The following is an 18,656-nucleotide window of genomic DNA, read 5'->3' on the forward strand; positions in this document are numbered from 1 at the left end:
GGATCGATACCGCCTCTGACTTTGCGGAATATGTCCACCGGTGGCAAAGACGTGCGATGAGCCGTGTCCTGATCCTCAATCCCTTCGACGACATCGCCGTGGCGCTCGACGACATCATGGCGGGTGAGACGCCGGAAGGGCTGGATGTCACGGCGACGGCCGACATCGCCCAGGGGCACAAGGTCGCCCGCCGTGCGGTGGCTGAGGGCGGGCTGGTGCGGCGGTATGGGCAGGTGATCGGGCGGGCGAGGGTTCCCATCGCGGCGGGGGATCATGTCCACGTCCACAACCTGGCCATGGCCGACGACGGGCGCGAGGCCGAGGTGGGGGCGGATGTGCGGGCGCCGGTACCGCTTGACGGCGCGACCTTCCAGGGCATCGTGCGCAGGGACGGCCGGGTCGGGACGCGCAACTATATCGGTGTCCTGACCAGCGTGAACTGTTCGGCGACGGTGGCGCGGCGGATCGCCGATGCGTTTCCGGATGCGGGCCTGCCCGAGGGCGTGGACGGGGTGGTGGCCTTCACCCATCAGGGCGGATGCGGGGGATCGTCGCTGTCGACCGATGTCGAGCTGTTGCAGCGGACCCTGGCCGGCTATGCGCGGCATCCCAATTTCGCTGCCATCCTGATCGTCGGCCTGGGGTGCGAGGCGAACCAGATCCCGGACTGGCTGTCGAAGACGGGGCTGGAGACGGGGACGACCCTGCGGGCCATGACCATCCAGGAGGCCGGCGGCACCGCCCGCGCCATCGAGGCGGGGATCGGGATCGTGCGCGACCTCGTGGACGAGGCCTCCAAGGTCCGGCGCCAGACGGTGTCGGCCTCGCACCTGACCGTGGGTCTGCAATGCGGCGGGTCGGACGGCTGGTCCGGCGTGACGGCCAATCCGGCCCTGGGGGCGGCGGTCGATCTGCTGGTCGCGCACGGCGGCTCGGCCATGCTGTCGGAGACGCCCGAGATCTGGGGGGCCGAACACCTGTTGCTGCGCCGTGCGGTGTCGCAAGGGGTGGCGGACAAGCTGAATGCCCGTCTGGAATGGTGGCGCGCCTATGCCGACCGGCACGGGATGGAGCTGAACAACAACCCTTCGCCGGGCAATCTGAAGGGGGGTCTGACCACCATCCTGGAGAAGTCCCTGGGGGCCGTGGCCAAGTCGGGATCGACGCCGCTGAACGACGTGATCGGATACGCCGAGCCTCTGGCCACGCCGGGCCTGACCTTCATGGACAGCCCGGGCTACGACCCCTGTTCGGCGACGGGCCAGATCGCCTCCGGAGCCAATCTGATCGTCTTCACAACCGGCCGGGGCTCGGTGTTCGGGGCCAAGCCCGCGCCCTCGATCAAGGTCGCATCCAACGCCAAACTGGCGTCGTGGATGGACGAGGACATGGACATCGACGCCTCCCCCGTCCTGACCGGCACCCCGATCGCCGATGTCGGTGCCGAAATCTTCGCGCGGATGCTGGCGGTGGCTTCGGGCGAGCCGTCCAAGTCCGAGGCGCTGGGCATCGGGGACAACGAGTTCGTCCCCTGGGCGGTCGGGGCCTATCTGTAGGAAAAAGTGGCGCACCCGAGAGGATTCGAACCTCTGACCCCTGCCTTCGGAGGGCGATTGTGACGTGAAGCTCTAGGTTCCTCTGTGACTATGTGAAGATAGAAGTCTCATGAAAATCAATGCGGGGCAAGATACCTAGCGCCTTTTGGATATCCGCGTGTTACTTGGCCGTGATGACCATGTGATGACCAGTGGGGCTCAAATGCGTGATGACCAGCGGGTGGCAAGGCTGACGAAATCGCTTGTCGATGCCTTCCAGAGCGACGGCGAGCGGTACACTGTTTGGGATGTCGATCAGAAGGGTTTCGGCGTCCGTATCGGTCCGAATGCGAAGACCTACCTGGTTCGTTATCGGGTGGGCGGCGGGCGCACTGGCACCCTGAAACAGTTGACCATCGGCCGTCATGGCACTCTGACCCCCGACGAAGCGCGCAAGATTGCGAAGGCGAAGCTTGCGGAGGTCGCCGCCGGCGGAGATCCTCAGAGCGCCAGAGAGAAGAAACGGCAGGAGATGACGGTTGCCGAGCTTTGCGACGACTACCTCCTGCGGGGCATTGCTACCAAGAAGGCCTCAACGCTCGCGATCGACAAGGGGCGGATTGAACGACACATCAAGCCGCTGCTGGGGCGCATCAAGGTCAACGCAGTCACTCGATCGACGATCGAGGCTTTCCGGGACGACATAGCGGACGGCAAGACCGCTGTAGCACCCAAACCCAAAGGCGAACGCAAGCGGACTGACGGACCTGTCGCCGGCGGCAAGGGAACATCGACCCGGACCGTGGGCCTGTTGGGCGGCATATTCTCGTACGCCGTGGCCCGCGGGATCATGGACACAAACCCGGTTCGTGGTGTCACGCGCTTTGCAGATAATTCGTCGACGCGCTTTCTGTCTGTCGAGGAGTATGGACGCCTGGGCGAGGCGTTGAACACATGCACCAGCGACGGCTACAACGAGCAGGCTCTTGCCATCATCCGGCTGCTTGTCCTGACTGGTGCGCGTAAGGGCGAGATCGAAAAACTGCGATGGTCCGAAGTTGATTTGTCAGCGGGCTGGCTACGCCTTGGGGACAGCAAGACAGGAGCGAAAGCCGTCCCTGTAGGAAGCGCGGTTATCGACATTCTATCGGCGCGAAAGGGATCATCTGCACGAGAGGGCTGGGTGTTTCCGGCAGAAACCGGCGAAGGGTATTTCGTTGGCACACCGAGGATCTGGAACATTGTCCGGAAGCGCGCCGGGCTTCCGGACGTTCGTCTTCACGACGCGCGGCATAGCCATGCTTCGCTGGCTGCGGCCGACGGTCAATCGCTCCAAGTCATCGGAGCAATCCTTGGCCACAAGGACGTCAAGACAACGAGCCGCTATGCTCACCTTGCAGATTCACCGCTGCGTCGAGCAGCAGATCGTGTGTCAGAGTTGGCGGATGCGGCAATGAGGGGCGGGAAGGGATGAGCGAGATGGTTCGCCTAGTTCCAGTTGGTTGGGTCTCTGCGCCGGATATGTTGTGCAAGTTGGCAAATGTCTTTCACGAGGCCGCTGAAATGGGCGGCCGGGGCACAAGCTTTGCGGAATGTGAAAAACTATCCGCGGCATTTGCAGCGGAGATTATGCAGCGGATAAGACCTCCGCTCGGCGGCTTTGTTTCGGTCGGCGGCAGAGAGTTTATGGTGCCATCGATCGTCTGGGGCACACTATTCGACGCTCATATGAAGGAGTCGGAGGGATCTGACCTGATGAGTTCCTTCACGACGGGTTTGGCCGTCGGCTCCGCCTTCGGTGAATATCGAGATCGTCAACTTCTTTTCGGGTTTGAAAACGTCACGGCGATCCTTGATCAGATCAGCACCGCCCTTAGGCTCGGCCATGAACCGTCATCTCTCGGGGCCCCATGGGAATGGTTTGGCAATCCGACCGCGTGGCTGGCTAGAGATGAATCCACTCGCTTTGCTAATGAACGTCTCCGAGCATCGGGCAGGAGCGAGACCGAGAAGAACCGACGGGCTGAATTCGCCAAAATCATTATCGACGAACATCACTACATCTTCACGGAAAAGAGCATCGAGGGCATTCGGAACCGGTCCGGGAACACCATCAGGGGCTGACCACACTGTTTGTATGGTGCCGTGTGGGTTCGTGCGTCGCGCGGCTCCGCGATGTGGCTAGATATCTCGCTCCTAGACACACGAGGTGTCCTGGAGCGAACCGATGCCAACAACCGACCCCGATCAATTTCTGAATACTGACCAAGCTGCAACCCTGCTCGGGATGTCAGCTTCGTACGTCCGGAAGCTCCGCCTTGTCGGCGGTGGTCCGGCCTTCTCGACATTGGGCAGCGGGGGGCGTGCCGATGGCGTCCGTTACCGGCGCGGGGCGCTTCTCGCTTGGGCGGAAAGCCGTTCCGCACGAAGCACCACCGAACGCGATGCGATGGTCTCCGCCTGATGGCCCGCCCCAACGTCGGCCTGACGCCTCTCGAACTCACTGTCTTGCAAGGTCTGGTCTGGCCCATTTTCCAAGATCTGCGGGGCCAGGGCGGCGGGTCCATGGTCACGATCAAGATGCCCGTCGCACGGGTTCGCAAGATCCGCCGCGCGATCTATCCGCCGTCGCCTGAACTGGCAGCGGCGATGGATACACTCACACGTACGAAGGACTCCGAGGCGGTGCGCAGAAGCCTTCGCGCCATCGAGTATTCGGAAAAGACGGGCCAGGTGCAGTCATGACCCGCCCACTCACCGCTGCAGAGATGAAGGCCGTCGCCCAAGACGCTGACGCCCGGTGCACCGCATGGATGGACGCGAACCGCCGTCTAGGTGAAAGTTCTGAAGCCGCCCGCGATCGATATCGCGCCGTGCTTGCGGTCGAAAGGCGTGCCGAACTCGCCGGCGTCATGCCTACCATCCGCAGAACGCGCACGGCCAAAGGGGACGGGGCAACGCTCCTACCGTCGGAGTCGCCCCTTCGCCAATGGCTCGCCGTGCGTGGTTTCGTCGATCCGCTACGCGTTCCCTCGTCCGCCGAGCACGCGCTGGACCACAGCGCCGCACATCTGATCCGAGACGCTGAATGACTGCCGCCGCCTCCCCGTTCGCACAAGCCGCTCCGACGCTGATCGATCTCGGGTTCAGCCCGGTCGGAATCCTTCCCGTATCGGCCAACCACGCCGGGCGCGGCCTCGCACCGGGGGTCTATCGAGGCGCATGGTCCGGCCGGCCAGACTGGCAGAAGCTGCGCGACGAGAGTCTCAATAGCTTCGAGTTCGGCCTTGCGATGAAGGCTCCGGATTCTGGTGTGGGGATCGTGCTGGGTTCACGAGCGGGCAGCGCGCCGGACGGAACGCCGCTCTATGCGATCGCAGTGGATCTCGACGCGACCGACATCGATGCCCTTGACACCCTCATGCGCGCCACGCCTGCCAGCCCTATGATCAAGCGGGGATCGAAGGGCGAAACCAGAATACTCAGGGCGCCCAAGTCCATCGTGAGCAAGTCGTACGACGGGCCCGACGGCAGATTGCTTGATTTGCTCACAGGGTTTTCAGCACGCCAGACTGTCTGCCCGCCTTCAATCTCTCCGCGCACCGGACATCCCTACGTGTGGCTCAAGGGCCCGGTGCGCGCGGACGAACTGCCCGTGTTCGACGAAGATGACCTGCAGGCGCTTGAGGAGGCGCTGGAGACGTGCGGCTGGGTGCGGGGAGGGCGTGCGGCTTCCGGCCGCGATGGCGAACGAAAGCCCTACGTCCCTGCTGAGCACGGTTCTGACGACGTTTTCGACCGGGTGAAGGCCGCAGCCTTGGCCAACCTCCCTGCGTGGGTGCCTGACCTGCCCGGCCTATACGGACTGCGTCCCGCCCGCGGCGGATATGAGGCGGTCAACACGCTTCGGGACTCAAGTTCGGGCCAGCCTCTGGAGCGTAGAAAACGCAACTTGTCGATTCAGGCGTCGGGGGTGAAAGACTTCGGAACCGGCGAGACGTGGTCCGCGATCGACTTGGTTTCGGACTTTGCGGACCTGTCGATCTCGGAATCAGTTTCGTGGTTGGAGCAACGGTTAGGCCTCGCCGACGACGGCTCCGTGACCATAGACCTGGTCCCCGGGCGCGACGACGAATCTGATCTGCCCGCACCGCTGCGCAACCTCGGACCACCGCTCGAAACGAGAACGCCGCCGCTCCTGGGAAGGAACGACGGCGCCGGGGAGAGGCTTGGAGGCAACACGGAGGATGCGGCGTTCGTGGTCGAAGCGCCAACGCACGGTCCCGCTCGGTCAGCCGGCCGAGTCATCGATTTCGCAGAGTGGCGGTCATCGCGCTTTGTCGGTGATCCTCCGGAAATCGACTGGCTCATTCGAGACGTCGTGCCAATGGCGATCCCTCTCATGGTCGCTGCGCCAGGGGACTGCGGAAAGTCGATGTCGATCCTCGATGCGGCGCGTCGGATCGCCTTCGGTGCCAGCCCGCTGGAGGGGCCTTGCTTCGGAGGGATGATCGCCCGCGAGGGAACCTGCGTCATCATCACAGCCGAAGACGACGCCGGCTCGATCCATCGGCGGCTTGCAAACCTCGACCCCGCCAATGCCCGTTTCACGGCCAAGGGCGAGCGGTTGATCGTGGTGCCACTGCCGGACGCCGGCGGGCCGCTCCCTATCGTGAGGGAGGGTCGGAAGGGCTTGGAAGTCACCGACGCCTACAAGCGGCTCGCCGACGATTTGGCGGCCATCGATGACTTGGCAATGGTTGTGCTGGATCCGCTGCAAGCGTTCGTCCACGCCCCGATCAATGAAGACCCTGCGGCCGGACAGTTCGTTTGCAGCACCTTGGCCGTGCTCGCGGCCCGAACGCAGGCCGCTGTCATGGTCAGCCACCACACCCGAAAGAATGCGGGTGATCGGGGCAAGGGGATCACCACCCTGCAGGAGGCGCGGGAGGCAGTGCGAGGGACCACGGCTCTCGTAGACGGACTTCGTCTGGTCTACTCGCTGTGGCCGGAAACCGACTCGGAAGGTCGCAAGATCTGTGACCGTCTCGGCGTTCCGTACCAGGCCAACAAGGTCGTTCGCGGTGGGATCGTCAAAGCCAACGGTCCCGGAATCCGGCGGATTTCGACATATGTCCGCAATGAAACCGGCCTACTTGTCGATCAGACCATGTTGCTCTCTGAAGCACCCGGCGAGCGGCGTGAGCAAATGGACGCCCTTGCGAGCGCCGTGGCCGCCGCAGCGATTAGCGGGCAGCCCTTTACTCGCACCGGGCTGAGCGGGCTCAAGGAGCAGAGCTACCGCCTGCCGCCCATCCTCCGCGACCTCGGCCGCCCTCGACTGCTCCGCATCTGCGAGGATGCCCTCGAGCGCGGCATCATCATCGGAGCACTCGCGAAGGGGTCGACCACCACAAAGTGGCTCGATGTCCCCGGCGGACCCTTCGCGACAGGAACGGGGGAGTTCATGGTCGGCCAGCCCACTGACGGCAGGATCGCGGCGTGAAGGGCCGTTGCACCTGCGGACCTGCAATGGCTGCAACGGCTTCCCAATTGCAGCGGTCAGAACGCCCCTCAAACGCTGTGGTGGTGGCATTTCGGCGGTTTCGTTGCAGGCGTTGCACCCCCGTTGCAGGCCCCAAAACTGCAATGACTTTTGTTTAACGAATTCAATCGTTTCACCATTTCACCCCATTTCCCTCCCTTCGGGAGGTGATGTGGGCGTGCGCGTGCAACGCCACACCACCTCCGCTGAGGAAGAGGTGATGACGTCCGACCCCATCACATGCCCCCCGCGCTCAAGCCGCCGGCATTCTCTGTCCCGTCCGCGACCAGCCTTGCGTCGCCGATCGGTGCGCTGTCTTCCGCTGGACCCCGATGACCGACCGCGAGATGAAAGACCCTGTCGGGCAGTGCGGTCTGAGCCAAGGCCATCGGTCGTGAGCGTGCGTCGCGAGGCCCCTCCGCCTAACGCACAGTGGGCGTATGGAAACGCCCCCCCGCACCGAAATTAAGGGCCGAAAACCCCAAGTTCGGCCCCGCGTAATGCAGGCTTTGACGCTCATGGTGGAGCGCGGGATGAAGATTCCCGAAGCGGCTGAAACGGCGGGAATGCAGTACGAGAGCCTGCGCCTCGCTCTCAAGCGCCCCCATGTTCAGGAGGCGTTTTCGGATGTCAGGCGCGCATGGCTCGCGTCCGAAACCTTGGTGGCGTGGAATCAGGTCGCTCATCTCCAGCGAAACGCCGCCTCTGAAGATATCCAACTTAAGGCGGCAAGGACTGTTATCGGCGCGGCCGGTGAACTCGAGCCGGCCGATACGCGCGGCCCCACCTCTGGCGCGATGATGGTTCAAATCATCATGGCACCAGGCCAGGCCACGCCACTCATCGCGAACGACCGGGGCGTGATCGAGGCCGAGCCCTGGCACTCAGGCCTCTCCCGATGACCACCGCCCCGGCCTGGACGCCTCTCGTCGTTAACTGCCGGGGCAGTGTGGCTGACGCCCTTCAGGCCCGGCGCATCGCACGGGGCCTGACCATGGCCGACCTGGACCACCGCTCCGGACTGCAAGAGGGATATTCGGCCAAGCTGATGAGGCCGAACATGCCGCAAGGCCGCGCCGGCATCCATTTTAAGGATGTGCGCGACCGCACTCCCGCCGGCGACATCGAGGTCAGCGGTGCGTCGGAGTTCATCACCCACGCTCTCGGCTTGCGCCTTGTCGTCGTCGACGAAGCACAAGCGGAGGCACTTGGGGCCGTACCAGCTCCGCGGCGATCGGTGGCCTGCGCGTCCCTTCACCACCAACAGGCTCGAATCGGAAAGGTCAGGCGCATGACCAACGGTCAACACGAGGCGATGCACGGTGCCAAAGTCGCGGCTGACCTGCTCAAGGTCTCGGTTCAGGAGCACCCGTTCGTGTCCGAGGATCCGGTGTTGAAATCAGAGGCCGACGCCATCGCGGCGTTGCTGGGCGATCTGTATCGCCGGATCGCAGCGGCCGATTAATGGTCTGGCGAGCGTCGTTTTCGTCGGGCGATGTCACGGCGTTGATACTCGGTGATCCCGCCATAGACCGCCTCGAGAGAGCCGAGGCATTGCGGGCGATCCTGCCCCCGCCGCGTGACGACGAGCGCGGCGACCTGGGCGACATGGAGCCAGACCACCTGGCCGACGCGCTTAAGTCCGGAGCCGCAGCCACTGCCCGGCATTTCGGGTTGCAGATGGTCGATGGCGAGTGGCAATCGAACACGGCCTGACGCGCGACCGCTGTCACGACTCGGAACGCTGCACGCTACATTCGAGTTGTTCGTACGCGGCCGTCACTTGGCCGCGTTGGCATCTGCACGCACATTGGGCACTTGGCGCAAAACCTCTGCAAACGTGCGTCCGATCGCCGAGCTTCTAGACGCCAGGGCGGACGTCGAAGAAGCTATGGCTCGATTGGAAACGTTCCGCACTCTGGCCGGTGAAACGACAAGCGGTCTCGAGCAGGATGTCTTGGATGCGCAGCAAAGGGTTGAGCGCACGCAGCTCTGGCTCCCAAGATAGATCCGAGAACGATTGACCGTTGCGTCCTTCCTCCTAGTCCGCAGTCTGACGCCCGATAACGTTTGATTATCGGGCGTCAGAACTGGTGGGTATGGCATCGCTTGGAGTCGGCTCACTGCGGTCCATATTGGCCGTATGAAACTCTTCACCATCGGATACGAAGGCGCGCCCCAAGCCGACGTGATCGCGCGCCTGAGGGCGGCCGGCGTCGAGACTTTGGTCGATGTCCGTGCAGTAGCGTCCTCACGGCGTGCTGGCTTCTCCAAGACCATCCTCGGAAACAGCCTCAAGGCCGAAGGCGTCGATTACCTTCACTTCCGAGCGCTCGGCACACCGAAATCCGGGCGCGACGCCGCAAGAAAGGGGCACGTCGCGGAGATGCGGGCCATCTTCGCGGACCACTTGGCCGAACCGGCAGCGCAAGTGCAGCTTGCCGAACTCCGGGCCGTGGCCAGCGAGAAACCAGTCGCCCTCCTATGTTTCGAGGCAGACCATGCCGGGTGCCACCGCGCCGTTCTGGCGGAACGACTGGCGGCAGAGGACGGGTTCGAGATCATCAATCTCTGAAGGGCAGGCCGTAACCGTACCCACCCTGTAACTCGGCCTCTGTTTGCAGGGCCGTGTTGGCAGACGGCATCTGGGGGCGGGTGTGTGTTCCGGGGCGATATTCGCGCGGCCAGAGCATTGGTCGGCAGGGGGGTAAATCCGCGGGGCCCAACGGTACGACCGAGGTGCCGCACGAGTTTTTCAGCCCTCAGACCTCGAACGCGAAAATTTTCTGGGAAGCCTGAAAGTCGCAACTAGGACCGCAGAAAGCCCCTACGCCGTAATGCGTCCGCAGCGAGTTGCCGCACCGCTTCCGGCCGCGAGAGAGTCTGCGGCGCAGCAACGATGAACGCATCCAGAGCGGTCGACAGGTCAGGCTGGAGGCGAACCATCACGGGCACCCCCTGCCCGGTCGGCGCAGGTCCGCGCCGCTTCTTTGGTATCAAGGTTTGTTGCTTCATCTCAAAAACCTTGGTATCAGAGATTCAGGCCGAGAGGAAGTTGCAGCTTCCGTCTCAGCCCTGACCGCAATCGATCCCAAGGAGATCTGATCATGGCTTCCTCGACGTCTAGCACGATCGCGCATCTGCCCACCAACGCAAGGAAATCGTTCACCACCGACGGCTGGAGCCGGCGGAAGCTGAAGCGGGTCCAAATGGACGGCGTGTCCAGCATGCACGATGCGCGGCCTGAGCGAAACAGGACCGAAACGATGGTGTATGTCGCGGTCCGAAAGTCAGTCGCTGATCTTTATGGCCTCCGGTATGAAGAGTAGGCGGAATCTTGAGCGAGCGGGGCCCTTGGACCCTGGTCTGATAGGCCCGCCGCCGCCTTGCCGGTAAGGGCGATCTTCACGCGACTGGGCAATGGTGGGCTGATGCCAGAGAAACTATCGCAAGGCGAAGAAGCAGAGACGGTCGATGCCGCCGAGGCCGTCCGTGCCGCGCTCGTCGATTTGACCGCCAATCTTCTTAGGGTCGCCCGAGGGGCGGGACGACCTGAGGACATCGAGCGGCAAGCGTCATGGCTGGTCGCGCATCTGGTCCGTCATCGCGAGCTGGCCGGCGGCTACGACACGTTTGATTTCTCCGCGGCGCTCGATGTCGGTAGCTATGGCGGAGAACCGGATGAGCGCGGGTCGATGGTTGAACAAGCCATCCAGGGCTCCTTACAGATTCTAGCGTCACGGCTCTTGGGCCAACCGATGCAGGTCAAGGCCGGAAGCGACGAACTGCACTCCGCCTTCAAGCGGTATGCTGCTTCGAGTGCTGTAGCGTTGAAAACTTCTACACAGCACGAACCAGGCCCACCTTGGCCTTAACAGCTGTATCTGACACCCTCGGGGTCGGGTTCTTCGCAGCCATGATATTGGTCGCCCCGGACCCGCCCGCAATCATTGGCCGCGCCTCCGTGATCGACGGCGACACCTTGGACATGCAGGGCCAGCGGATCCGACTGTGGGCGGTCGACGCTCCAGAGGGCCGGCAGACCTGCGATCGTGCAGGCGTCACCTATCGCTGCGGTCAGGAAGCGGCGAACGCCCTCGATCGATACATTGGCGGGCGTCCGGTCAGATGCGCCGAGCGGGACCGCGATCGCTACCGGCGCATCGTCGCACGGTGCAGCGTCGGAGGCCGTGACCTGGGTGGATGGCTCGTGCGCGAGGGCTTAGCGGTCCGATACCCAGAGTATGCTGGACGGTCCTACATGGTCGAGGAAGCCGCTGCACGGGTCGCGCGCCGTGGCATATGGGCCGGGACGTTCGTTCGGCCGTGGGATTGGCGACGGGGTGAGCGGTAGGGCAGCAAAACGCCGGCCCTGTGAGGAGCCGGCGTCTGTCGTTGGGGTTGTCGGGCTTATTGGGTCTTCGTCACGTCCCAATGGAAAACGTGCATGTCGCCGTTCCATGACACCGAAAGCATGGCGTCCAGGGAGCCCTCGGCCGGAACCTTGACCCGGTCCGTCGTGACCTGGCCACCGAAAGCTTCATCAGGGTCGACGGTCGTCGTCTGGAGGACCGTCGCGCTCAGCCCTTGCAGGGTAGCGTCCAGGGTACTGGCTATCCCGGCAGTCGTTGCCGCCGTGCTGACCGCAGCAACCGAAGTTCCGATCTGGGCAGCAACGGGGTTATAGTGGCGGTAAGAATAAGTTCCGCGCGGCGTGTAGTAGGTGCTGGTTGTGGTCGCGTTCTGCTGTGCAGCATAGGCCGAGGCTGCGCCGACAAGCACAGCGGCGACCATGGCGGCCGTGGCCGCGTTCTTGGCCTGACGCTCCATTTCAGCGTGAGTGAAGACTCTCAGGGGCACGCCATCCGCCCCTGCGACGACGTTCTCGATCCCGAAGTTGGAAGGCTTGTCCGTCTCGTTGAACGCGGCGACACCGAAGACCAGGCGGCCCTGCTCATTGACACCCAGAGGCGTCACCTGGACCGCGCCGTTGCCCATGTCGGAATAGGTCGTCGCCTGGCCGTTCAGGTATCGGATTTCTTGATCTGCGCTTGCGCGCGGAGCGACCGTGTAGCTTGTCGCGCACGCGCTGACGGCCATCGAGGCCGCCACGATGGCGGCGATCGGTTTGAAGTTCATGCTTAGCCCCTGCTGCGCCCTCCCGGCGCGAGCGCGACGCTAGACGACAATCATCGCGTGAGTCTAGGCAGCCTCACTGGGGAACCCGCCGAGCCGGTCAATCAACTGTGGATCGCTGTCCCAAGGGTCTGAGGCTGGCTAGTCAATCTGGCGCGCGGCGGGCGCTACTTCGCCGACGACGGTCAATACTTAAGAAATCACTCGATTTCGTTTTGGCCTTCCGTCGGCGCGAGTGACCGCCGATCGCCATCCACAGCAATAAGAACGAAAGAGGAACATTCTCTTTGCCGCTCGCCCCGCTCGGCGTCTAGATCGCACCCGGTCGGCAACCTGGAGAGCGAAATGAACGATCGTGACCTGGCCGATATGCTGGCCGAACTGGACGCCGAGCTGGCCCGGCGGAGTGATCCCGACGCTGCCCGTCAGGTTCTGGCCGGTGTAGAGGCGCGCGTGCCGGGATCTGTGCAGCGCCTCGCCGCCGGGCTGCAGCTTCGCCAGCTAGGCTGCGCTACCACTGCCCGTTGGTGATCTGATGCCAGAGGCGAACCGCTCAGCGCCGCGGGAGATCGCGGGGCCGGCGCACGGCCGCCGCCTGATCGTACAATGCGACTGGCCGGGCTGTGACCACGCCACGCTGCTCGACCCTCGCCCCCTTTTCGGGGGACGGCACAACTGGCCGGCGGAGGGCAGGACGGGCCGCTTCCGCTGCCGGTTCGGCCACCGGGAGGCGGTGGTCAGCTATACCCGCAACGCCAGTTCAGCCGACGGGCCGATTTCACTGGCCGCGATTGCGCTCTGGTATTGAAGTGGGGCAGCGGGCTTACCGGAAGGGGATGGTCTTCAGCCACACCCGGACAGTCACAGACCTGAAGGCTTGGGGCGGCGACGTCTTCGCCCGCTGCTCTCGGTGCGACACGCGAGAGCGCGTGGACCTGAACGCCGTCATCGAGAAGATGGGGCCGCTGTACAGCTTCTGGAACAAGCACCCTCCATGCCCCGTCGAGGGCTGCGACGACCGCCTGTTTTTCCTCGCCATCCGCGACGGCGACAACGTCTGGCCGCTGCACATGAGAGACGGCGAGCCTGGGCAGGTCGCCTTCCTCGATGCTGCATGGCGGTCAGACCGGCTAAACGGCGAGCTTGGCGGCCGGCTCGCGCTTCAAGTGATGGTCGGCATCATCCGGACTCTGAACCGCTACGGCATGTTCACGGCTCCAGAGCGTGACGCGATCATTCGGGATGCCGTGGCGACTCTCCCGACCGATTGCCGGGAAGACGCGGCGTGGCTGCTCGACCACTACTGGACAGTCGGTCAAGAGCGACCGGGCTGGGGGTAGACGGTAAAGACAACAGTCCCCTCCTGACCGAATAACGCTCTCGGTCTAAAAGATGACCGCTTGCGCTTGCGGCTAATAGTGGTCGGTACCCAGATCGCTAACGTTTTTCCTACTTAGGCAGCTTGCGATCTTTCAACCTGCCAGCACGGGCACCAACTCCTTGGCCGTAACGACGCCAAGCTTGACTGCAGACTTCACTATGAAAAGCGTCACACGCCGCCTCGATTTCGGCACAGCGCGCTTGCCGCTCAGCCTTGCCCGTCAGGCCGATGTTCTCGTCGTTGGCGACCGCCTCACGGTAGCGCATGCGCATGCCCATCAGGGAGCTCGACGCCCCTCCGACAGTTGTAAGCTCGAACAAACTCGCAACTTTCTGCCCAACCAAGATCGACGTTTCGACAGCTGCTTCATTAGCCGCCAAGGCGGACGGCTCGTTGGATGAGCCAAGCACTGCAACCTGAGCTTTGCTGGAACTGACTTCGATCAAGTCCAAGAGCGTATTAAGTCGCTCATTTAGTTTCTGAAGTTCGGCATCTGCGAGCTTTCTCGGTCTCGCTTCCAAGAGCGTCTTTGCCTTCGTCACTGCCGACACAGTCGAGGGGAGCAACTTCGCGAGCCCGAACCATTCAAACGCCACGGCTTACCGAAGCTGCTTGTGTGCGCGAATGACGAAGGTACGAACCTCTTCGATGACGGCGGGATCCCGAGTCGCGATAATCTTTACTCGGTCGAAGAACTCATCCTTGGTCAGCGTGCGATCTCTGACCAAGCCCGCGAACGACTCATCGAGAAAGCCCGTCGATAAACCTGATGCCCCGTCAACATCGATTCGAACGATAGAAGCACGCTTCAGCGCAGGACGTAACTTGTCTTCACGGAACGCTTCCCCGGAGAACCGCCCTTGCGTGCGTGTTCGTCCGAGGGGGGATCTGTGGAAGTCACGTGCAAGGTCAATCGTCTCCATCGCCATCAAAAACTTGCTCATGTGATTGGCTCTTGGCCGAGGTGCCACATTACGTAGGTACCGTAGAAGGGCTGCGCCAGACGCCGGATCGTCATCTTTCCACCAGGCTCGATTAAGGCTTTTGCACCGCCGCTCCAAAGGATCAAACGCCCATCTGGGAACTCATCGATCAGGGTTTTCATCTTGCCTAGACCTCTCCCCCCTTTACCATCCGCCCGCCTAGTCACTCCGTCTTGAAAAGCGGCCCCTAAAAGCTTCTCATCCTCGGTTCTGCCGATGTTAGCTGCCACGTACCGGGCCAGTTCCGCAACGTTGGACGGACCACGCTTTGCGGCCGTCTCCTTGATGGTTGCCGGTATCGTCATGCCGAGATCGCAAGCAAGCATGAATGCACCTTTTCGCTCGATCGATGTCACACAACAAATCCACCACCGCCCTTGCTCGGCCGGCCAAGCAATCCGTGCTTTATCGTAGTAGGCGTGCTCAGAAATGTTTTCCAACGCCTCTTTGAATGCTTTTTCAATCAGCCGGCGCTGATCGACACTCAACCCAAGGGCTATCGAGAATTCTTCGGCTAACTCATCCGGAACTTCTCCATCAAGAGCGATCCCGGTCTTTATCTCAAACTGCTCGTTGGCTTTTTCGACTTCTTCGGTTGACGCAACCTCGTGGATGCCCAGCGCCTTGAAGAGACCAAGCGCTTGAAGACGACGCCTCGCCTCTGCGTCATTCGGGCTGTATCCGGTGACCGCGTTGCCATCGCGCATAGCCTTAATGCGAGCGATTTCGGCGGCCAGAAGTGGCGCCAGCTCTGTCGAAATGAGCTCTGTTTTTCGGAAATCCAGAATAACGTGGGCCCGCCTGACGAACGCCACTTTTCTCACTGCCTGCAGAAATCTCATTGTGTCTGCGTAGTGCGCGGTCCGCAGAGACATTTGGCGCGGAGCCCGAACTAGGTAGCTTCCTGTCGGCACCGGCGGCTCAAAGTCGCGCTGGCCTGCTGACCGTCGATGCGCCCGTAGGGACCGCCACCGTCTAGCGTTTTCGCTACGTTTCTGGCGTCTGGCGGCTGTTCGCAGCCATCGCACCTTATTTGGCTCACTCAACCGTCGCATTATCGTCCCCAGTCAGGGCTGTGATAATGGATTTATCCTTCGATGTAAGCCGAAGCTGGATAGTGCATCAGCGCTGACGAAGCACTCGAGTGATCCAGGTAGCGAATGCGCCGGTTGATGTCCGGTTGGGCCACCGCTCGCATCAGTCGGCACTGTCTGGTCATCCCGATCTGCGGTGTAGGTTCCGGTCCACGACGTGACAGGAGGCTCCGATCTGCAATCTCTACAGCCTCCGCAAAGGACCTGCCTCTATCCTCGACCTCGCTCGGGCGATGACTGCCAACGTCGGCAACCTGGAGCCTCGCGACACCTACCCAGACTACGCCGCGCCGATCGTGCGCCTGGACACCGATGGAAACCGCGAGCTGGCCCTGGCGCGCTGGGGCATGCCGTCGTCACGCAAGGCCCTGTTCGACGCGGCCTCCAAACGGGCGGACAAGCTGCGCGCCAAGGGCAAGGACGTGGACTTCGACCGGCTGCTGGAGCTGGAGCCGGACGCCGGCACGACGAACGTCCGCAACACCAAGTCGGCGCACTGGCGTCCGTGGCTATCGCCGGGCAACCGGTGCTTGGTCCCGTTCACGGCGTTCAGCGAGCCGGGCCGTGACGCCGAGGGGCGTTACAAGCCGGTTTGGTTCAGGCTGGTCGATGACGACCCGGAGCCGCTGGCTTTCTTTGCCGGCGTCCACGTCCGCGACCACACATGCGTCCGCAAGATGAAGACGGGTTTGGAGACATGCGACGTGTTCGCCTTCCTCACCACCGAGCCGGTCGAGCCGGTGCGGGCGATCCATCCCAAGGCGATGCCTGTAATCCTCACCACCGAGGAAGAACGCGAGACCTGGATGCGGGCGGACTGGAGTGAGGCAGGCGAACTGCAGAGCCGGGTTCAGCCCGAGGGCGTGCTGGAGATATTCGAGAGGAAGGCGGTCGCGTGAGATCGATCGATCGAGTCCTAGCCCTGAAAGTACCGACGTCTCCGATTCTGCGCTTTCGCCGTCACGAGGATAGAAGCGTTCGCTTCTTGGTGGTCTCCCATGTTAGGAGTGCGCTACGGTAGCAAGGCTCGACGAATTCGAGCCGCGCATCTGGCTGCACTCCCAGACACGAGAAATAGGTGTGTGACATCATGCTGGTTTGGTTGGCGTCATATCCGAGATCGGGAAACACCTTCGCCCGACTGCTTCTCAAGAGCACGATGGACCTCGAAACGAGAACGATCGTCGGCGCGCGAAGCGATTTCAGGTTCGAGGAGAAGGCTGACGTTCTGAGGCTTCTCGGGGCGTCTTCGCTGCCCACGGCAGGGCAAGAGCTGATCGACGAAGCCCACAGAAGCGACGACCTCTACACGATCAAGACCCACGACGGCCCGCTGACCGATGATAAGGCGATCTACCTGGTTCGTGACGGCAGATCCTCTGTCATCTCCTACTTCCACTACCTGAATCAGGTGGAGTCCGCGCCGTCTCGCCTCGAGGACATTATAGGGGGCGATGTCTATCCGGGGGGATGGTCCGATCATTTTGCAGCGTGGTCACCGCAGGATCGTTCGAACACCCTCCTGGTCCGCTATGAAGATCTCGTCGAAGACACCGACACCCAGATCAAGGCCATGGCCGAGTTTCTCGATCGTGACGTGGTCGGTGCCTTCACCCTGAGTTTCGACGACCTTAAGGCGAAGTTTCCGCAGTTCTTCCGGGCTGGCGGCAATGACGCCAACATTCGGGAGCTGGAAGCCTCCGGCTGTGAACCGTTGTTCTGGGAGCACCATCGACCGCTGATGGAGCGTCTTGGCTACGGCACAGGCCCGTCGTCGATTGCGTTAGGCGGAGGTCGCGGTCAGGTTGACGTGGGCGACAACGTAGAAGGGTTGGAAACTATGGCGGAAGAAAACGAAGGGGGTCGAGGCTACGGCAAGACCAAGGCAGCCGTCACGTTCGACAACGACGGGCTGACGACGGTCCACGACTCGTCCTTCCTCAACTATCCCCCGTTTCAGTACGCCTATGCGGTCGGGTCCGAGATCGAGACGAGCATGGGCGCCGACCTCCATATCGAGTGGCGCACTTGGATCGCGATTTGGGCGGCGCGCCAGGCCTTGCTTTGCGAGGGCGATTTCGTCGAATGCGGCGTCTACACCGGCGTCTTCTCGGGCGCGATTTGTGCCTATCTCGGCTTCGAACAGTACACTGACCGCACGTTCTGGCTGCTCGACACCTTCGACGGGCTGCCCGAAGAGCAGTTGATGGACGGCGAACGCGCGCTCGACCTGCAGAACTATAATCACGAGTACCGCCGCCCTGAACTCGTGGATCGCATCCGCACAAAGTTTTCCCGATGGCCGAATATCGAAGTCGTCCAAGGGCCGGTGCCCGACACTCTCTCCGCGATCACCACGGAGAAGATCGCCTACCTGTCGCTGGACATGAACATGGCGTTTCCGGAGATCGCCGCTGCTGAGGCGTTGTGGCCAAGACTTTCGCCGGGGGGGATCATGCTGCTGGACGACTACAACCAAGTCCTCCACATGCATCAAAAGGGGCTGTTCGACCAGTTCGCCGCTGAACGCGGAGTGCCGATCATGGCGTTGCCGACGGGTCAGGGACTGATCATCAAGCCGGCGGGCTGATGCACGGTTTCGTTAAGCTCACCGAGGCCTCTCACGGTGAGCCGCGCTACATCCATGCCTCGGCCGTCGTCCATATCTACCGTGATCCTAACGAGGGCCGCGACATGATGGTGTGCATGGCCGAGGGTGCGCGGGCGATGGTGCGCGAAAGCATCGACGAAATGTCGGAGCTGTTTCCCAGTCTTCGCCTCATCGAAGACAAGGACGGCAATGCCCATCTCGTGGACCCGGCCAGGATTATCGATGTCTGGACCTATCCATTGGGCGGCGGAGCAGTTGTCACCTTGAAAGGCGGCGACGGCCTGATCTGCCACATGAAGCCGGAAGAAATTCTTTCGATGGCCTCTGCCGCCCGGGCGGTGAAACCCTTCCGATGACGACCGGAAGATTTC

At 62.6% G+C, this 18,656-nt stretch carries 21 protein-coding genes; 17 read left to right on the forward strand and 4 right to left on the reverse strand.

The genetic code is table 11. From position 1 onward, the window contains the following. The 12 genes from JHC99_RS06555 to JHC99_RS18780 form a co-directional block, all read left to right on the forward strand. The coding region (locus JHC99_RS06555; RefSeq protein WP_366927727.1) for an altronate dehydratase family protein at nucleotides 1–1,556 on the forward strand (1,556 nt) is incomplete at its 5' end. Between the two features lie 145 nt (nucleotides 1,557–1,701). Then, a complete protein-coding gene (locus tag JHC99_RS06560) occupies nucleotides 1,702–3,009 on the forward strand; it encodes a site-specific integrase (protein ID WP_292152671.1) in 1,308 nt (435 codons plus the stop codon). Then, entirely contained in the window at nucleotides 3,006–3,659 is a 654-nt protein-coding gene (locus tag JHC99_RS06565; protein WP_292152672.1) for a hypothetical protein, read from the forward strand. The genes JHC99_RS06560 and JHC99_RS06565 overlap by 4 nt, the downstream gene beginning before the upstream one ends. A gap of 103 nt (nucleotides 3,660–3,762) precedes the next feature. Beyond that, nucleotides 3,763–3,999, forward strand: coding sequence for a helix-turn-helix domain-containing protein (locus JHC99_RS18775; RefSeq protein ID WP_366927728.1), 237 nt, complete (start codon nucleotides 3,763–3,765; stop codon nucleotides 3,997–3,999). After that, nucleotides 3,999–4,280, forward strand: a complete 282-nt coding sequence (locus JHC99_RS06570) for a hypothetical protein (protein ID WP_292152673.1) — start codon at nucleotides 3,999–4,001, stop codon at nucleotides 4,278–4,280. Before JHC99_RS18775 ends, JHC99_RS06570 begins: the two co-directional genes overlap by 1 nt. Before the next feature lie 343 nt (nucleotides 4,281–4,623). Continuing rightward, nucleotides 4,624–7,041: an AAA family ATPase gene (locus JHC99_RS06575; protein WP_292152674.1), complete on the forward strand. Its 2,418-nt coding sequence runs from the start codon at nucleotides 4,624–4,626 to the stop codon at nucleotides 7,039–7,041. A gap of 572 nt (nucleotides 7,042–7,613) precedes the next feature. Next, nucleotides 7,614–7,982: a hypothetical protein gene (locus JHC99_RS06580; RefSeq protein WP_292152675.1), complete on the forward strand. Its 369-nt coding sequence runs from the start codon at nucleotides 7,614–7,616 to the stop codon at nucleotides 7,980–7,982. A 92-nt stretch (nucleotides 7,983–8,074) separates the two neighbouring features. Then, a complete protein-coding gene (locus JHC99_RS06585; RefSeq protein ID WP_292152676.1) occupies nucleotides 8,075–8,545 on the forward strand; it encodes a hypothetical protein in 471 nt (156 codons plus the stop codon). Next, entirely contained in the window at nucleotides 8,545–8,796 is a 252-nt protein-coding gene (locus tag JHC99_RS06590) for a hypothetical protein (protein WP_292152677.1), read from the forward strand. The genes JHC99_RS06585 and JHC99_RS06590 overlap by 1 nt, the downstream gene beginning before the upstream one ends. A gap of 427 nt (nucleotides 8,797–9,223) precedes the next feature. Then, on the forward strand, nucleotides 9,224–9,655 hold the full coding sequence (locus tag JHC99_RS06595) for a DUF488 family protein (protein ID WP_292152678.1): 432 nt from the start codon (nucleotides 9,224–9,226) through the stop codon (nucleotides 9,653–9,655). 856 nt (nucleotides 9,656–10,511) lie between these two features. Next, a complete protein-coding gene (locus JHC99_RS06600) occupies nucleotides 10,512–10,955 on the forward strand; it encodes a hypothetical protein (protein WP_292152679.1) in 444 nt (147 codons plus the stop codon). 113 nt (nucleotides 10,956–11,068) lie between these two features. Next, nucleotides 11,069–11,434: a thermonuclease family protein gene (locus tag JHC99_RS18780; protein WP_366927731.1), complete on the forward strand. Its 366-nt coding sequence runs from the start codon at nucleotides 11,069–11,071 to the stop codon at nucleotides 11,432–11,434. A gap of 56 nt (nucleotides 11,435–11,490) precedes the next feature. On the opposite strand, the gene JHC99_RS06605 is transcribed toward JHC99_RS18780, so the two are convergent. After that, on the reverse strand, nucleotides 11,491–12,219 hold the full coding sequence (locus JHC99_RS06605) for a hypothetical protein (RefSeq protein WP_292152680.1): 729 nt from the start codon (nucleotides 12,217–12,219) through the stop codon (nucleotides 11,491–11,493). A gap of 342 nt (nucleotides 12,220–12,561) precedes the next feature. Here JHC99_RS06605 and JHC99_RS06610 point away from each other — a divergent pair, with 342 nt between their 5' ends. Both JHC99_RS06610 and JHC99_RS06615 read left to right on the forward strand, forming a co-directional pair. Next, nucleotides 12,562–12,747, forward strand: a complete 186-nt coding sequence (locus JHC99_RS06610; RefSeq protein ID WP_292152681.1) for a hypothetical protein — start codon at nucleotides 12,562–12,564, stop codon at nucleotides 12,745–12,747. 398 nt (nucleotides 12,748–13,145) lie between these two features. After that, nucleotides 13,146–13,556, forward strand: coding sequence for a hypothetical protein (locus JHC99_RS06615; protein WP_292152682.1), 411 nt, complete (start codon nucleotides 13,146–13,148; stop codon nucleotides 13,554–13,556). Nucleotides 13,557–13,665: 109 nt separating this feature from the next. Here the strand turns inward: JHC99_RS06615 and JHC99_RS06620 are convergent, their stop codons facing one another. Genes JHC99_RS06620 through JHC99_RS06630 form a run of 3 tightly spaced genes read right to left on the reverse strand, consistent with a single transcriptional unit; the run spans nucleotide 13,666 to nucleotide 15,422 of the window. After that, the gene (locus JHC99_RS06620; protein ID WP_292152683.1) at nucleotides 13,666–14,193 is read right to left on the reverse strand and encodes a hypothetical protein; all 528 of its coding nucleotides are present in this window, start codon (nucleotides 14,191–14,193) and stop codon (nucleotides 13,666–13,668) included. A gap of 3 nt (nucleotides 14,194–14,196) precedes the next feature. Then, nucleotides 14,197–14,541 carry an STAS-like domain-containing protein gene (locus JHC99_RS06625; protein WP_292152684.1) on the reverse strand — a complete coding sequence of 115 codons (345 nt, stop codon included), beginning with the start codon at nucleotides 14,539–14,541 and terminating at the stop codon, nucleotides 14,197–14,199. After that, on the reverse strand, nucleotides 14,538–15,422 hold the full coding sequence (locus JHC99_RS06630) for a hypothetical protein (protein ID WP_292152685.1): 885 nt from the start codon (nucleotides 15,420–15,422) through the stop codon (nucleotides 14,538–14,540). Before JHC99_RS06630 ends, JHC99_RS06625 begins: the two co-directional genes overlap by 4 nt. 425 nt (nucleotides 15,423–15,847) lie before the next feature. Here JHC99_RS06630 and JHC99_RS06635 point away from each other — a divergent pair, with 425 nt between their 5' ends. The 3 genes from JHC99_RS06635 to JHC99_RS06645 all read left to right on the forward strand — a co-directional run bounded on the left by JHC99_RS06635 (nucleotide 15,848) and on the right by JHC99_RS06645 (nucleotide 18,641). Next, on the forward strand, nucleotides 15,848–16,573 hold the full coding sequence (locus JHC99_RS06635; RefSeq protein WP_366927732.1) for an SOS response-associated peptidase family protein: 726 nt from the start codon (nucleotides 15,848–15,850) through the stop codon (nucleotides 16,571–16,573). Nucleotides 16,574–16,764: 191 nt separating this feature from the next. Beyond that, on the forward strand, nucleotides 16,765–18,264 hold the full coding sequence (locus JHC99_RS06640; RefSeq protein WP_292152697.1) for a TylF/MycF/NovP-related O-methyltransferase: 1,500 nt from the start codon (nucleotides 16,765–16,767) through the stop codon (nucleotides 18,262–18,264). Beyond that, nucleotides 18,264–18,641: a hypothetical protein gene (locus JHC99_RS06645; protein WP_292152687.1), complete on the forward strand. Its 378-nt coding sequence runs from the start codon at nucleotides 18,264–18,266 to the stop codon at nucleotides 18,639–18,641. Before JHC99_RS06640 ends, JHC99_RS06645 begins: the two co-directional genes overlap by 1 nt. Nucleotides 18,642–18,656 lie beyond the last annotated feature (15 nt).

The organism is Brevundimonas sp. (assembly GCF_016463485.1).
Taxonomy (GTDB): domain Bacteria; phylum Pseudomonadota; class Alphaproteobacteria; order Caulobacterales; family Caulobacteraceae; genus Brevundimonas.

Coding starts and splice junctions, on each gene's coding strand:
- JHC99_RS06600 (WP_292152679.1), top strand. CDS start 10,512: ATGCCAGAGAAACTATCGCAAGGCGAAGAAGCAGAGACGGTCGATGCC.
- JHC99_RS06610 (WP_292152681.1), top strand. CDS start 12,562: ATGAACGATCGTGACCTGGCCGATATGCTGGCCGAACTGGACGCCGAG.
- JHC99_RS06625 (WP_292152684.1), bottom strand. CDS start 14,541: ATGAGCAAGTTTTTGATGGCGATGGAGACGATTGACCTTGCACGTGAC.
- JHC99_RS06580 (WP_292152675.1), top strand. CDS start 7,614: ATGAAGATTCCCGAAGCGGCTGAAACGGCGGGAATGCAGTACGAGAGC.
- JHC99_RS06630 (WP_292152685.1), bottom strand. CDS start 15,422: ATGAGATTTCTGCAGGCAGTGAGAAAAGTGGCGTTCGTCAGGCGGGCC.
- JHC99_RS06590 (WP_292152677.1), top strand. CDS start 8,545: ATGGTCTGGCGAGCGTCGTTTTCGTCGGGCGATGTCACGGCGTTGATA.
- JHC99_RS06575 (WP_292152674.1), top strand. CDS start 4,624: ATGACTGCCGCCGCCTCCCCGTTCGCACAAGCCGCTCCGACGCTGATC.
- JHC99_RS06605 (WP_292152680.1), bottom strand. CDS start 12,219: ATGAACTTCAAACCGATCGCCGCCATCGTGGCGGCCTCGATGGCCGTC.
- JHC99_RS06585 (WP_292152676.1), top strand. CDS start 8,075: ATGGCCGACCTGGACCACCGCTCCGGACTGCAAGAGGGATATTCGGCC.
- JHC99_RS18775 (WP_366927728.1), top strand. CDS start 3,763: ATGCCAACAACCGACCCCGATCAATTTCTGAATACTGACCAAGCTGCA.
- JHC99_RS06645 (WP_292152687.1), top strand. CDS start 18,264: ATGCACGGTTTCGTTAAGCTCACCGAGGCCTCTCACGGTGAGCCGCGC.
- JHC99_RS06565 (WP_292152672.1), top strand. CDS start 3,006: ATGAGCGAGATGGTTCGCCTAGTTCCAGTTGGTTGGGTCTCTGCGCCG.
- JHC99_RS06595 (WP_292152678.1), top strand. CDS start 9,224: ATGAAACTCTTCACCATCGGATACGAAGGCGCGCCCCAAGCCGACGTG.
- JHC99_RS06640 (WP_292152697.1), top strand. CDS start 16,765: ATGCTGGTTTGGTTGGCGTCATATCCGAGATCGGGAAACACCTTCGCC.
- JHC99_RS18780 (WP_366927731.1), top strand. CDS start 11,069: ATGCAGGGCCAGCGGATCCGACTGTGGGCGGTCGACGCTCCAGAGGGC.
- JHC99_RS06570 (WP_292152673.1), top strand. CDS start 3,999: ATGGCCCGCCCCAACGTCGGCCTGACGCCTCTCGAACTCACTGTCTTG.